Source organism: Faecalibacterium sp. 9, assembly GCF_048320955.1.
Classification (GTDB): domain Bacteria; phylum Bacillota; class Clostridia; order Oscillospirales; family Ruminococcaceae; genus Faecalibacterium; species Faecalibacterium wellingii.
On sequence record NZ_JBLWGB010000001.1, the window covers coordinates 1,385,561 to 1,399,370 of the forward strand.

A 13,810-nucleotide genomic window follows, 5' to 3' on the forward strand; every position below is an offset into this window, starting at 1 on the left:
GATCTTTCCATAGAAGAAACGACCTCGACTGAAATGCCTCACACCGTGAAATTTTCCAATGAGACAGGAACTGGGAGTATGATTATCTGTCCACTGTTTTTGGGTGCAGAGCTGTATTATAACGATATGCACCTTGCATTCTTTGAGGAAGCCACGGCACCAATGCGGAATGTCATTGAGATCAACCACTGCCGCGTGGGGCGTTACGAGTGCAGTTTTGGGGCAAATAGCTGCTGCTATCTGGCAGCAGGGGATTTTGCGGTGTGTGCAGCGGCGCGCAAAAAGTCGTCCTCCTGCTTTCCGCTGCGGCACTACCACGGCATCACCATCCTACTGGATCTGGATGCGATTTCGCCGGAAATGCGGAAACAAATGGAATGGTACGGCGTAGACCTTGATGTCATACGGCGGTACATCTGCACGGAAAACCGCTGCTGTATCCTGCGGTCAGAACCGACCATTGCCCATATTTTTTCAGAGCTTTACACAGCGCATTCTGTGCCGGACACTGGCTATCTTCGGCTGAAAGTGCTGGAGTTGCTGCATATTCTGACCCGGCTGAAAAACAGGGAAGATGTGCAGCAGACAGAGTATTTCAATCAGCATCAGGTGGAGTGTGTGAAGCAGGCTGCGGCTCTTCTCACGCAGGAACTGACAGTTCGCCGTACAATCGAACAGCTTGCACAGGAGGTCGGCCTTTCGCCTACGGCATTAAAAAGCTGTTTCAAAGGCATTTACGGAAGCTCGGTCTATGCGTATCAGAAAGAGTACCGGCTGCAGCTGGCACAGAAGCTACTACTCGAAACCGATTGCACGGTTGCTGAAATCGCCCATCGGGTCGGGTACGAAAATCCGAATAAGTTTTCTTCTGCATTTCGGGAAGCAGCCGGCATGACGCCTACGGAGTATCGGAAGATGCGTCCGATTGGATAGATTCTGTCGATTTGGTTCTTGCGCAGAAAGTCCGGTTCCAGTAAAATCAGTATCGCGATTAGTTGAAACTAACGCCGATATTCTGATTTTGTGGAGGAAATTGATAATGCGTTTGATGAAAAGAATTCTGAGTGCAGCTGCTGTGCTAGCTCTGTCTGCTCCTCTTCTGGTTGGCTGCAGCAGCGGCACGGCGAGCTCTGTTCCCGTTTCTGCAAGTTCTGCCGCAGAAAGCACTGTTTCTTCCGTAGAAGAGACCGCCTCTTCTGCTGTGGATGAAAACGAAGCTGCCGCTGCACAGTTGCTGAACGACCTAACGGGCAGCTATCAGGAACTGTGGCCGGTGATTCTGGCGGACGAATATAAGCAGACATGGCTGGATGATTGTACCGCTCTCGTGGGCGAGGACAATGCCGAAGCTGCTTTTGAGAAGCTGTCCTCTATGGTGACAGGTGATGTTTACGGCGAAGATGCAGTCAAAGCGTATGCCAACGGCGGCGGAGCCTATTTCTGCGGCTTTACCAATAGCCTTGCGATCTTGACCTTCGATGGTGAAACTTCTACCATTTCCGGCACCGATAAGGACGGCAATGTGCTGTTCTCCCATACCTATCACTACATTGGCATGGAGCCTGTGCGTGGGCTGTATGAGTTTCAAAGCGATGATGCCGATTCCGGCGAGTTCACCTACTTCTTCCTTGCGCCGGACACCAGTGCGGAAACTTACCATATTGAGTTTCGCTATGGTTCGGATGCAGAAGCTCTGAGCCAGTACGATACAGGCGAATATGCTTACTGGCTGGCCTCCGGCATTTCCACCGACTGTGACCAGACGATGATCGACAACTGCATTGAGCTGTTCTGCACCGAAAATCTGGCGGGTTAAAACGCAGAATGTGCTGTGGAGTTGAAATACCACAGCACATTTTTGCCGCAATCTGATTTGAAGGAGGTCTTTCCGTGAAAAAACAGTCCGATCTTTCCCGGCTGATGGGCTACGCCGGGAACTACCGATATTTCACCTACGCTTCGTGGGTGCTGTCTGCGGTCAGTGCGCTGGTGGCGCTGGTGCCTTTTGTGTACATCTGGAAGATCCTGCGGGATGTGTTGAACGCCGCGCCGGACTATGCGCAGGCGGTGAACATCCCCCATTACGGCTGGATGGCAGTGCTGTTTGCGGTGCTGGCTTACCTCATTTACATTGCGGCACTGATGTGCTCCCATCTGTCGGCGTTCCGGGTGGCGACCAATCTGCGGCTGGAGGTTTCCGAACACCTTGCCACACTGCCGCTGGGCTTTACGGAGACGTTTGGCAGCGGTAAGCTGCGCAAGATCATCCACGAGAGTACTGGCGCAGCGGAGACATTTCTCGCCCATCAGCTGCCGGACAAATATAATGCAATGGCAACACCCATAGGTCTGTTGGTTCTTTTGCTTGTGTTCGACTGGCGGCTGGGTCTGCTGAGTCTCGTTCCGGTGGCACTGGGCTTCGTCATCATGTCCGCCATGACAGGAAGGCGGATGGCAGACAAAATGCGGCAATACGGTAATGCGTTGGAATCAATGTCTAACGAGGCCGTGGAGTATGTCCGCGGCATCCCGGTAGTCAAGACCTTCGGGCAATCCGTCTTTTCGTTCAAAAAATTCAAAGCGACCATTGATGAGTACGAAAAGTGGGTCATTGCCTACACCAAAGAGCTGCGGATGCCGATGATGCTCTATACTGCCGCAATCAACGGTGTGTTTGCTTTCTTGATTGTAGGTGGGCTTCTGTTCACCCGGAACGGTGTGACTTCGGAATTTCTGCTGAACCTGCTGTTCTACATCATCATTACCCCGGTAATCTCCCTGACCCTGACCCGCATCATGTACATGAGCGAAAATGAACTCGTTGTGGCAGATGCGTTGGCTCGTGTGGATTCGGTTCTGGATGCGGAACCTGTGCCAGAAAACGATCATCCGCGGCATCCGAAAGATGCCTCTGTGTCCCTGAAGGATGTGCATTTCAGCTATGATGGCAAAACGGATGTTATCAAGGGCGTTTCGCTGAAAATTCAGCCGGGTCAGATGGTGGCTTTCGTTGGCCCCTCCGGCGGCGGCAAATCCACACTGGCAAACCTGATTTGCCGGTTCTTTGATGTGCAGAGCGGCAGCGTCCGGGTGGGCGGAGCGGATGTGCGGGACATCCCCAAGGAAGAGTTGATGGACACCATCTCCTTTGTGTTCCAGAACAGCCGCCTGCTCAAGGGCAGCATTCTGGACAACGTCCGGCTGGGCAGAGCGCAGGCCACCGAAGCCGAGGTGCTGGCGGCGCTGAAAGCTGCACAGTGCATGGATATCGTGGAAAAGTTCCCGGAGGGCATCCATACCGTCATTGGCACAAAAGGCGTGTATCTGTCCGGCGGCGAGCAGCAGCGCATTGCCATTGCCCGCGCCATGCTGAAAAATGCGCCCATCCTGCTGCTTGACGAGGCCACCGCTTTTGCCGACCCGGACAATGAAGCCAGAGTGCAGGCTGCATTTGCGCAGCTTGCCAAGGGCAAAACGGTCATTATGATCGCACACCGCCTGTCCACCGTCGCCAGCGCCGACTGCATCTATGTGGTGCAGGATGGGCAAATTGCGGAGTCCGGCACAAAGGACGAGTTGTGTGCGCAGAACGGCCTGTTTGCCCGGATGTGGCAGGATTATCAGGCGTCGGTGCAGTGGAAGGTCGCAAAGGAGGGGTAAGGAATGATCGAAAAAATTCAACACGCCACAGCCAGTTCCCCGGAGGGCGCAAAGGGTCTGGTGAAGGGCGTTCTGGCCTGTGCGTTCCAGAACATGGCGTTCATGCTGCCCACCTGTCTGCTGTATTTTTTGGTAAAAGACCTGCTGAATGGCACAACTTCCGGCAAAGCCGTTTTTTATCTGCTGGGCTGTATCGTCTGCTTCGGGCTGATTCTCCTGACAACATGGTTCCAGTACAACGGAACCTATTTTACGACCTATAAAGAAAGCGGTATCCGCCGTCTGGCTCTCGCAGAACGTCTGCGTAAGCTGCCACTGTCTTTCTTTGGCAAACGAGATCTGGCCGATCTGACCAGTACCATCATGTCGGACTGTGAGGTTTTGGAAAAGACCTGCTCTCACTTTATTCCCGGCCTGTTCGGTTCCTTGATCTCCACCGTGATCATTGCGCTGAGCCTGTTTGCGTTCGACTGGCGGATGGCACTGGCAGCTCTGTGGGTCATCCCGGTGTCCATCGCCATCGTGCTTGGCAGCTATCGGGTGCAAGATCGCATTCAGGCCAGAACGATGGCGGTCAAGATGGACTGCGCCGATGGGATCCAAGAGTACATTGAAACGCTCCGGGATCTGAAAGCGAGCAATGCGGAACAAGGCTATCTTTCCGGCCTTTCCAAAAAGATTCGTGCGGTGGAAAAACAATCCGTTGCGGCAGAACTGGAAACCGCCCTGTTTGTATCTTCGGCAAGCATGGTTCTGAAACTTGGCATTTCTTCGGTTGCGCTGACTGGATCGGCCTTGCTGGTCAATGGCAGCATTGATGTACTAACGCTGTTTCTTTTCCTGATGGCAGCTTCCCGGATGTACGATCCTATGCAGGGCGCTTTGCAGAATCTGGCAGCCGTCATTGCCATGCGCACCAACGTGGGCCGGATGAATGAGATTCTGGAATACCCAGTCCAGACCGGCAGCGAAACGATGACCAATCAGGGCTGCGACATCGTGTTTGATCATGTGGGTTTTGCCTACAACTCCGGTGAGACAGTGCTGAAAGACGTTTCCTTTACGGCAAAGCAAGGCGAGGTCACTGCACTGGTCGGACCCTCTGGCGGCGGTAAAACTACCGTTTCCCGTCTGGCCGCTCGATTCTGGGACAATCAGAAGGGCTGTATTACCGTGGGCGGCATGGATATTTCCAAAATTGACCCGGAAAAGCTCATGAGCCTGTATTCCATCGTTTTTCAGGATGTGACGCTGTTTGACAACACGATTCTCGAAAACATCCGTCTGGGCCGCAAAGGTGCAACGGACGAAGAGGTTCTGGCGGCGGCAAAACTGGCAAACTGTGATGAATTTGTCGAAAAGCTGCCGGACAAGTGGAACACCAACATCGGCGAGAACGGCTGCACTCTTTCCGGCGGTGAGCGGCAGCGCATTTCCATCGCCCGCGCCTTCCTGAAGGATGCGCCCATCATCCTGCTGGACGAGGCCACCGCAAGTCTGGATGTTGAGAACGAAACGGCGATTCAGGAGGCTCTATCCCGGCTCATAAAAAACAAAACCGTCCTCATCATCGCCCACCGGATGCGCACCGTAGCCGGTGCGGATCAGGTGGTGGTGCTGTCGGGCGGCATCGTGGCCGAGCAGGGCAGCCCGGCAGAGCTGTACGCCCGGAAGGGACTGTATGCCCACATGGTGGATCTGCAGTCGGCATGCCAGAACTGGACGATCTGAGAATGAGAGCAGCTTTTATTTGGGAAAAAGTCTTGCATTCAGTTAAAAACTGTGGTATATACATTATACGAAACACTGTTTTGAAAGAACGCTCCACCGTTCAATGATGTATAAATGGGAGGTGCCTGCCATGACCGCCGTGATCTATGCCCGCTATTCTACTGATAGTCAGCGCGAAGAATCCATTGAAGGTCAGATCCGGGAATGCACCGCCTATGCGGAAAAGAACGGCTTCACGGTGGTGAAGCATTACATTGACCGTGCCATCTCCGCCAAGACCGATAACCGCCCGCAGTTCCAGCAGATGATCAAGGACAGTGAGCGTGGCATCTTTGACATCATCATTGTCTGGAAGCTCGACCGCTTTGCCCGAAACCGCTACGACAGTGCCCGGTACAAGACTCAGCTGAAGCGAAACGGCGTGAAACTGGTATCGGCAACGGAAGTCATTTCGGCTGGCCCGGAGGGCATTATTCTGGAATCGGTGCTGGAAGGTTACGCCGAATACTACTCGGCTGACCTGTCTGAAAAGGTCGTGCGCGGCATGACCGAGAACGCTCTCAAGGGCATTTATAATGGTGGCACGATTCCGTTCGGCTACATGATCGATGAGACCCGGCATTACCAGCCCGACCCGTTGTTGGCTCCGTATGTGGAGCAGACGTTCCAGAAGTATGCGGACGGTGCGACCATGACTGACCTGCGGGATTGGTTAAAGGCGCACAACATCAAAAATTCGATGGGCGGGGAGATGTCCTACAACACGATTCAGCGGATGCTGAGTAATCGCCGGTACATCGGCGAATTGCGTTTGCGGGATGTGGTACAGCCCAATGCGATCCCGGCATTGGTATCAGGTGAACTTGTCGGGGCGAGGCCCCTCCATCTTGCTGCGCAAGACCGTTCTGTCGCTTAAAAGCCCCACTGGGGCTTTCATTGCTTCGCTGCGCTACGCAAACGCGAACTTTTGAGAACACGTCACTTTCGGCAGGGTGCAAGAAAACGCAATGAAAACTTTGGCAAAAAGAGAGAGCCAGGTGGGATCGTTTTGCTTATTTGTTTTTTACCAGCAGTGCCTGATAGGGATTCAGCTCCACATCCGCCAACCAGACCGACTTGCCATCGGCGGTCTTATACTTGCCGCCCAGAGCGTCCAGACTTGCCCCTGCCGGGTACTCGGTAAAGTTGAACAGTCCCACCAGCGTTTCCTCGCCGCGCTTGCGTACCAGTGCCAGCACGCCGGGGTTGTGGCTGTCCCATGTGGTCACCCACGCATCCGGGGCAAAGCAGGGGTCTGCACGCATTTGGCGCAGCTGCTCCATGCCCTGCCACAGCTGGTTTTGCAGTGTGCCCTTTTGGGTGCGCTGCTTGGCATCTTCCCAGTTGAATTTGCTGCGATGCAGATTGCGGCTGTCCTCCACACGGTCGGGGTCGTTTTTGTAGTCCCAGCCATTGAGTTGTGCAATCTCATCGCCGCAGTTCAGCATGGGGAAGCCCTGCAAAAACGCCATGGCGGTGTGCAGCAAAAGGTCACGCTTCACCGCATAGTCCAGTGCGGTTTTATCGCCTTTTTCCAGTGCCTGCTCCACGCCGCACAGGCTGGCGGTGGTACCGCAGCTCCGGGCATCGCCGGTGGCAGGGTCGTAATTGTACAGCTCACCCTTTGCCCAGCTGCCGGGGAAATTGCCCTCATAGAAGTGGTACAGGTATTCCTTGTGCTTCTGCGGGTCGATGCCCAGCCGCTTCTCCACGGCTTCATCCAGACCCCAGCCGATGTCATCGTGGCAGCGCAGATAGTTCACGAACCAGCAGTTGTCCGGCAGGGCGTGGAGGGCATCCAGCTGGGCTTTCAGCAGCCGGGTATCCCGGCTGGCAAGGGCACCCCACAGGTTGACCATGGTGGACACGTTGTAGAGCATATGGCATTCCGGCTTTTCCGGGGTACCGAAGTAGGCGGCAAGCTCCTTGGGTGCCATGACCACCTCGCCCTTGAGGATGACCGCCGGGCAGACGCATTCCAATACCATGCGGAGCATCCGCACGATGGTGTGCACCTGCGGCAGATTGCGGCAGGTGGTGCCCAGCTGCTTCCAGATATAAGGCACTGCATCAATGCGGAACACCTCTACGCCCAGATTTGCCAGATGCAGGATGCTCTTGGTCATGTCCACGAACACCGCCGGGTTTGCGTAGTTCAGATCCCACTGGTAGTCGTGGAAGGTGGTCAGCACCCACTTGTGCATCTCCTCACACCATGTAAAGTTGCCGGGTGCGGTGTTGGGGAACACCTGCGGCACCGTCTGCTCGTACTGGTCGGGGATGGTGCGGTCCTCGTAGAGGTGGTAATAGGCCTGAAACCACGGGTCTCCTGCCTTTGCCGCCATCGCCCAGCGGTGGGTGCTGGCGGTGTGGTTCATCACAAAATCCAGACACAGGCTGATGCCGGCTTTCCGCAGCTCCCGGGTCAGGTTTTCCAGATCCTTGTTAGTGCCAAGGGCCGGGTCTACGGTGTCAAAATCCTCCACCGCATAGCCGCCGTCGTTGTGGGGATGGGGCATCTGCAGCAGGGGCATCAGGTGCAGATAGGTCAGCTTCTGCTCCTTGAGGTAGGGCAGCTTCTTTGCCAGCTCTTTCAGATTTCCGGCAAAGAGGTCGGTGTACATGGTCATGCCGAACATATTGCCACGCTTGTACCACTCCGGGTCGGCAGTGCGTGCCTTGTCCAGTGCTTTCAGCTCAGCACTGCGGGCGTTGTAGGCTTCTGCCATCTCCCGCTCCAGAACTTCCAGACCTTCCCGGTTGTGGTACAGTTCCATAAACAGCCATTCCAGCTCGTCCTTGTGCTTGGCGAATCGGGACTCAAATTCCTGTTTTGCTGCCATGGTTCAGCCCTCCACTTCTGCAAGGGTGGGCATGGCAGGGATGGCACCATGCCGGCTGGTGGTGATGCTGGCCGCTTTGTTGGCAAAGGCCAGAATGCTTTCCAGCTTGTCCACCGTCAGGGTGTCCAGCTCCTCCTTGCAGAGCTTGGACAGAGCCGCCCCAAAGAAGGTGTCGCCTGCGCCGTTGGTGTCGCCCACCTTGCAAGGAACGCCCGCCACATGGCCGGTCTTGTCCCCAAAGCGGTAGAATACGCCGTTTGCACCCAAGGTGACGAAGATCAGCCGGATGCCGTTCTGGGCAAGCTGGGCTGTGCCGCTTTCGCAGTCGGTGGTGCCGGTGAGCAGGGGCAGCTCTTCATCGGACACTTTCAGAATATCCACCAGCGGCAGGGGTGCTTTCATCTGAGCAATGGCATCCTCTTTGTTCTTCCAGAGGTTTGCACGGTAATTGGGGTCGTAGGTGATGGTAGCACCCAGCTTTTTGGCACGGGCAGCAGCGTCCAGCGTGGCAGTGCGGGAGGGGTCAGCGGTCAGGCTGACAGAGCCGAAGTGGACGATTTTGGCAGCTTTCAGAGCCTCGTCCGAAATGTCCTCTTTGCACAGCATCACGTCAGCGTTGGCGCTGCGGTAGAAGCTGAAATCCCGCTCGCCGGTGGCATCCACCGAGACCACCGCCATGGTGGTGGGGTGGTCTGCATCCACCGCCATGCCGGAAACATCCACCTTGTTTTCTGCCAGAACCTCTTTCAGGTAGCGGCCAAAAGCATCCGCACCCACCTTGCCGATAAAGGCGGTCTGTGCGCCCAGCCGGGCAGCTGCCACAGCCAGATTGGCCGGTGCACCGCCGGGATTTGCGGCAAACTGAGGAATGCCGCGCTCATCTTTGCCGGTCTGGGTCAGGTCGATCAAAACTTCACCAATCGTTAAAATGTCCATGCGTTTTCTCCTTATTTTTATCCTATAAGCTAAAACCCAACGGTCACCGCTGGAACAGATAATGAATGTAAGCGGCTGCACGCTCCGGGTGCGGTGCATTCTGCACTACCCCAAGATAGACCTTGCCAGAAAAACCTGCCTGCCTGACAAACGGCGTGTCCGAAATATCCAGCACGGTCCCACCGGCGTTCAAACCCGACAGTTCATGGAAAGACGCATCCAGTGTCCGCAGATCGAGAAAATAATCCTCTGCCAACAGTCGATCCCGTGCATATTCGTCCATCAGAACAACATCTAACCGCTGGGCACTGACTGCACCCAGCAGCTTCATCTCCGAAGCATATACATACTGCTCCTCTGCATGTTCGCTTTCGCTGAGCAGCAAGCCGGACAGCAGATCGACCTGTTGCTTTTTGGTCAGACCCTGCGCCTCGGCAAAGCCGGTGGTAAGCTGTTCCGTCAGATCGGACCCGGCAGTGATATTTACCAGACCAAGGTAAAGCACATCCTCTTTTTTCGTCACATGACGGTAGGCTGCATAGCCGAGGATATAGACGACAATGAGCACGATCGCAATGGGCAGCTTGTAATATGCCCAGATGTGCTCCCACTTTTTGCGCCCATGGAGGGAACGGAGCGTATCCCGGTCAGTTTTTGTCATGGTCGTATTCCTCGTGTACTGCATCAGGGTCTCCACCGATCAGATAGAGGATCCGAAGCATCAGAAAGGAGCAGAGCATGGCGCACAGGCCCATGCCCAGCAGGAATGCAGGCGTGAACACAAACACAATGACGTACCCCATGATGCCATAGATCGCCGCCATCAGCAGGGTGCAAAACAGATACCGGACACCCACGAGAAACGCTGTTTTCAGGATGCCGAAGGTGGTGTTTTCAAACCGTGCCAGCAGAGGAAAGGCATACAGCAGAACGATGCCGTACAGAATTGCCGCACCAATAAGCACTGCAGTGAGCAGCGTCCAGAAAATGTTTTCGCTCCACATTCGGCGCAGCACAAAGCCATCCACAGCCAGGAAACTGCCGACTGCCAGCAGGATCAGCCAGAGTTTTGTGGCGGGCTTAAAATTTTCCCGGAACGCCTTAAAAAACATCCGGGTCAGACCATCGTCCCGATCTTCCGCCATTTTGAGCGTGACGTAGAACAATGCGGTCGTAGAAGCCCCTATGGTAACGATGGGCAGGCTGCACACGAGCCATAAGATGTTCAGGTAAGCACTGTAAGTCAATTTCGTCAGCACAGCAAACAGCGGCTTGTCCGTATTGCACAGGTCACGCATGGGGGGGGTTCTCCTTTCGCTCAATCTCCTGTGGATTCGCGCAGGATCAGGTTGGTTTCCGTATAGACGGTGCGATAGTTCAGCGATGGCTCTTCGATGCGGGTCATAAGCAGATTGGCAGCGGTGTAGCCCATGATCTGTCCATGGATATGGATCGAAGTCAGACGGGGGGCAAAGTAGGAAGCCTCCTGACTGTCATCGAAGCCGCAGACCCAGATATCATCGGGAACCGAATACCCCAGCTCATTCAATGCCTTGACCAGATCCATGGCAACAAAGTCATTGGCGCAGACAAAGGCATCCGGCATCGTTTTGAACCGACGTATGGTTTCGTACAGGGATACCGGATAGTTCTGCTGTCCAGATGGCATCGCACAGGTGCTCAGGCCTTCTGTCAGACCAAAGTACTCCACTGCATCCTTATAAGCCATATAACGCTCAAAGAAGGACTGACAGTGGTTTTTATCCCCCGCAAAGCTGATGCGTTTTTTGCCGCGCTGGACCATGTGGGCCACTGCATTCTGGATCTCAATGCGGTTTTCCATATAAAGGCGGTCGGCTTTAAGGGGCGGACGCATATCCATCACAGGGGTGTCTACAAACAGCAGCGGAACATCCAGATCGCACAGCATCTGTGCGTAGTCATAGTCGAATACTTCAATGCAGATGATGCCGGCTGTGCACTGGATGTCGAGAGAAGATGGAAGTTTTTTCTCTTTCAGCTCTATGGGAGAAATGCGATGAATGGTCATGCCGCTGTGCAGATGGTCGATTTCCGACTGGAAACGATCCAGCATCATGGAGGAAAAGTGAGAGCTGCTCAGAAACCGGGTCGTCAGCATGGCGATCTCCCGTTTGTCACTTGGCAGAATGGAAGGCTCTGCTGTTTTTGCAGCGTCTTCCTGAAACAGCGGCAGATAGGCGAACTGCTTATAGCCCATTTCGGCGGCTTTGCGCAGGATCTTCTCCCGTGTGGCATCTGCCAGCACACCGGTGTTGTTGATGGCCTTTGAAACTGTGTTGCGGGAAAGCTGCAGTTCGTTTGCAATATCCTGAATGGTGACTTTGGTTGCCATAAGTCATCCTCTTTCTTTATAAATAGGAGCGGGTGCTTTTTCTTTTATAGGTAAAGTCTGGTGACGGATCTTATTCTTTGCGACTCCAGTATAGTGCAAATGCACAAATTAGTCAAATGCAAAAATGCAAATCATCATTTTGCATATTAGCGCACTTTTGAATTTGTGCATCTGTACAAATTCACAATAATTTTTGATGTATACCATGAATTATCGTTGACATTCGCTTTCTTGAGTGGTATAAATGAATTACAGAAGTTTACATTTGCACAATAGAAGCGAAAAAATGTAAAATTCAAAGGTGCAAATGTAAAACACAAATCAAAAGGAGGAGAATGATTCATGAAAGCAAAGACGGCCTCGCCGGAAACGGCTGTGCTGACGGCAGAACGCAAGCTGCACAACACATGGGTCTACATCAAACGGCATTGGCAGCTTTACCTGTTGTTCCTGCTGCCTGCCGTGGCACTGACGCTGGTGTTCAAGTACGCTCCCATGGGCGGTGTGCTGATCGCGTTCCAGAAGTACAATCCCTTCAAGGGCATCTGGGGCAGCGAGTGGGTAGGCTTCAAAAACTTTACCCGCTTCATGTCCTCGCCGGACTTCCAGCGTTATCTGATCAACACCCTGAAGCTGAGCGTCTACGGTCTGCTGTGGGGCTTCCCGATCCCCATCCTGCTGGCATTCCTGCTCAACCGTATCGAGAGCAAGAAGATCAAGCAGAAAGTGCAGCTGGTGCTGTATATGCCCAACTTCATCTCGGTCATCGTGCTGTGCGGTATCGTCCGAGTGCTGCTGAGTGTCACCGGTCCGGTGAACGGCCTGCTTCACACCAGCATCAACTTCATGACGCTGCCGGAAGCATTCCGCCCCATCTACATTATCAGCGGCATCTGGCAGGGTGCCGGCTGGGCATCCATCATGTACACCGCATCCCTTTCTAACGCCAGCAAAGATCTGAAGGAAGCTGCGATGATCGACGGCGCAAACCTGATCCAGCAGATCATGACGGTGGAGTGGCCCGCCATTAAGGATATGGTCGTGATTCAGTTTATCCTGCAGGCAGGCAACATCATGAGCATCGGTTTTGAAAAAGCCTATGCCCTGCAAACTGACCTGAACCTGAACACTGCCGAGATCATTGCAACGTACGTTTATAAAAAGGGCCTGTTGGACGGCGATTACAGCTTTTCCACGGCAGTCGGTCTGTTCAACACCATTGTCAACGTCATCCTGCTGATCGCAGTGAACAAGATCGTTGCCAAAATGAACGATGGCAAGGGCTTGTAAGGAGGGGTTTACCATGGCAAAACAGAAAAAATCAAAAATGGCCCTCTACACCAAACAAGATAAGATCATCCTGTACTGCGGCTACGCACTTCTGGGCTTGTTCCTGCTGGCGATCATCGTTCCGATGATCTACATCGTCATCGCGTCCTTTATGGACCCGGTCACGCTGCAAAACAAGGGCATCTCCTTTGATTTCAGCAAGTGGAGTCTGGATGCTTACCAGCGTGTCGTTTCGGACAAGCAGATCTGGGTCGGCTTCAGGAACGCGGTGCTTTACTCGATCATCTTCACCATCATCTCGGTAGCTGTGACGATGCTTGCCGCTTATCCTATGTCGCTGCCGGACTTCAAAGGCAAAAAGATCTTCAACACCTTGTTTGTGATCACGATGTTTTTCAGCGGCGGTCTGATCCCCACCTACCTGCTCATCAACAATCTGGGTCTGCTGGATTCCATGTGGGCGGTCATTCTGCCGGGAGCATTCAGCGTGTGGAACATGATTATTGCCCGTACCTATTATCAAGGCGTCCCGCGTGAGCTGCGCGAAGCTGCGGATGTGGATGGAGCCAGCGAGATGCTTTACTTCTTCAAGATCCTGCTGCCCGTCTGTATGCCGGTGGTGGCAGTTCTGGCCCTGTGGCAGTTCGTGGCCATGTGGAACAGCTACTTTGACGCCATGATCTACCTGAACAGCGCATCGAAGCAGCCGCTGCAGCTGGTGCTGCGTTCCATCCTGATCCAGAGCCAGCCGGAATCCGGCATGATCGCAGATATCCAGAGCACTGCCGAACGTGCCAAGATGGCAGAACTGCTCAAATATGCAACCATTATTATTTCCAGCCTGCCGCTGCTGGTGATGTATCCCTTCTTCCAGAAGTACTTTGATGCCGGCATCATGGCTGGTTCCATTAAGGGCTGAGGATATTCCAGAATTTTA

General features: G+C 54.0%; 11 protein-coding genes and 1 pseudogene. 7 read left to right on the forward strand and 5 right to left on the reverse strand.

The genetic code is table 11. From position 1 onward, the window contains the following. Positions 1-78 precede the first annotated feature (78 nt). From ACKXF9_RS06660 to ACKXF9_RS06680, 5 genes and pseudogenes are all read left to right on the forward strand, one after another. The gene (locus tag ACKXF9_RS06660; protein WP_418265632.1) at positions 79-933 is read left to right on the forward strand and encodes a helix-turn-helix domain-containing protein; all 855 of its coding nucleotides are present in this window, start codon (positions 79-81) and stop codon (positions 931-933) included. Between the two features lie 115 nt (positions 934-1,048). Then, positions 1,049-1,816, forward strand: coding sequence for a hypothetical protein (locus ACKXF9_RS06665; RefSeq protein WP_418265633.1), 768 nt, complete (start codon positions 1,049-1,051; stop codon positions 1,814-1,816). Positions 1,817-1,890: 74 nt separating this feature from the next. Beyond that, positions 1,891-3,660 carry an ABC transporter ATP-binding protein gene (locus tag ACKXF9_RS06670; RefSeq protein WP_418265634.1) on the forward strand — a complete coding sequence of 590 codons (1,770 nt, stop codon included), beginning with the start codon at positions 1,891-1,893 and terminating at the stop codon, positions 3,658-3,660. Positions 3,661-3,663: 3 nt separating this feature from the next. Further along, positions 3,664-5,391 (forward strand): ABC transporter ATP-binding protein, encoded by a 1,728-nt coding sequence (locus tag ACKXF9_RS06675; RefSeq protein WP_418265635.1) that lies wholly within the window; start codon positions 3,664-3,666, stop codon positions 5,389-5,391. 130 nt (positions 5,392-5,521) lie between these two features. Beyond that, positions 5,522-6,256, forward strand: a pseudogene (locus ACKXF9_RS06680) (recombinase family protein); the annotation flags it as partial. Between the two features lie 187 nt (positions 6,257-6,443). On the opposite strand, the gene ACKXF9_RS06685 reads toward ACKXF9_RS06680, so the two are convergent. From ACKXF9_RS06685 to ACKXF9_RS06705, 5 genes are read right to left on the reverse strand one after another with little or no spacing between them, the layout of a single operon-like run. Beyond that, positions 6,444-8,273, reverse strand: a complete 1,830-nt coding sequence (locus ACKXF9_RS06685) for an amylosucrase (protein ID WP_418265636.1) — start codon at positions 8,271-8,273, stop codon at positions 6,444-6,446. Positions 8,274-8,276: 3 nt separating this feature from the next. Then, positions 8,277-9,209 (reverse strand): carbohydrate kinase family protein, encoded by a 933-nt coding sequence (locus ACKXF9_RS06690; protein WP_418265637.1) that lies wholly within the window; start codon positions 9,207-9,209, stop codon positions 8,277-8,279. A 43-nt stretch (positions 9,210-9,252) separates the two neighbouring features. Then, positions 9,253-9,870 carry a hypothetical protein gene (locus ACKXF9_RS06695; RefSeq protein WP_418265638.1) on the reverse strand — a complete coding sequence of 206 codons (618 nt, stop codon included), beginning with the start codon at positions 9,868-9,870 and terminating at the stop codon, positions 9,253-9,255. Next, positions 9,857-10,507, reverse strand: a complete 651-nt coding sequence (locus ACKXF9_RS06700; protein ID WP_418265639.1) for a YesL family protein — start codon at positions 10,505-10,507, stop codon at positions 9,857-9,859. The genes ACKXF9_RS06695 and ACKXF9_RS06700 overlap by 14 nt, the downstream gene beginning before the upstream one ends. A 20-nt stretch (positions 10,508-10,527) precedes the next feature. Further along, positions 10,528-11,583 carry a LacI family DNA-binding transcriptional regulator gene (locus ACKXF9_RS06705; protein ID WP_339396093.1) on the reverse strand — a complete coding sequence of 352 codons (1,056 nt, stop codon included), beginning with the start codon at positions 11,581-11,583 and terminating at the stop codon, positions 10,528-10,530. A gap of 342 nt (positions 11,584-11,925) precedes the next feature. On the opposite strand from ACKXF9_RS06705, the gene ACKXF9_RS06710 reads away from it, so the two are divergent. Continuing rightward, on the forward strand, positions 11,926-12,873 hold the full coding sequence (locus ACKXF9_RS06710) for an ABC transporter permease (protein WP_097781457.1): 948 nt from the start codon (positions 11,926-11,928) through the stop codon (positions 12,871-12,873). Further along, positions 12,857-13,792, forward strand: coding sequence for a carbohydrate ABC transporter permease (locus tag ACKXF9_RS06715; protein ID WP_418265640.1), 936 nt, complete (start codon positions 12,857-12,859; stop codon positions 13,790-13,792). The genes ACKXF9_RS06710 and ACKXF9_RS06715 overlap by 17 nt, the downstream gene beginning before the upstream one ends. Positions 13,793-13,810 lie beyond the last annotated feature (18 nt).

Bases quoted from the DNA above. Each gene is read 5' to 3' on its own strand.
- ACKXF9_RS06685 (WP_418265636.1), bottom strand. From the start codon at position 8,273: ATGGCAGCAAAACAGGAATTTGAGTCCCGATTCGCCAAGCACAAGGAC.
- ACKXF9_RS06675 (WP_418265635.1), top strand. From the start codon at position 3,664: ATGATCGAAAAAATTCAACACGCCACAGCCAGTTCCCCGGAGGGCGCA.
- ACKXF9_RS06710 (WP_097781457.1), top strand. From the start codon at position 11,926: ATGAAAGCAAAGACGGCCTCGCCGGAAACGGCTGTGCTGACGGCAGAA.
- ACKXF9_RS06660 (WP_418265632.1), top strand. From the start codon at position 79: ATGATTATCTGTCCACTGTTTTTGGGTGCAGAGCTGTATTATAACGAT.
- ACKXF9_RS06700 (WP_418265639.1), bottom strand. From the start codon at position 10,507: ATGCGTGACCTGTGCAATACGGACAAGCCGCTGTTTGCTGTGCTGACG.
- ACKXF9_RS06690 (WP_418265637.1), bottom strand. From the start codon at position 9,209: ATGGACATTTTAACGATTGGTGAAGTTTTGATCGACCTGACCCAGACC.
- ACKXF9_RS06715 (WP_418265640.1), top strand. From the start codon at position 12,857: ATGGCAAGGGCTTGTAAGGAGGGGTTTACCATGGCAAAACAGAAAAAA.
- ACKXF9_RS06705 (WP_339396093.1), bottom strand. From the start codon at position 11,583: ATGGCAACCAAAGTCACCATTCAGGATATTGCAAACGAACTGCAGCTT.
- ACKXF9_RS06695 (WP_418265638.1), bottom strand. From the start codon at position 9,870: ATGACAAAAACTGACCGGGATACGCTCCGTTCCCTCCATGGGCGCAAA.
- ACKXF9_RS06665 (WP_418265633.1), top strand. From the start codon at position 1,049: ATGAAAAGAATTCTGAGTGCAGCTGCTGTGCTAGCTCTGTCTGCTCCT.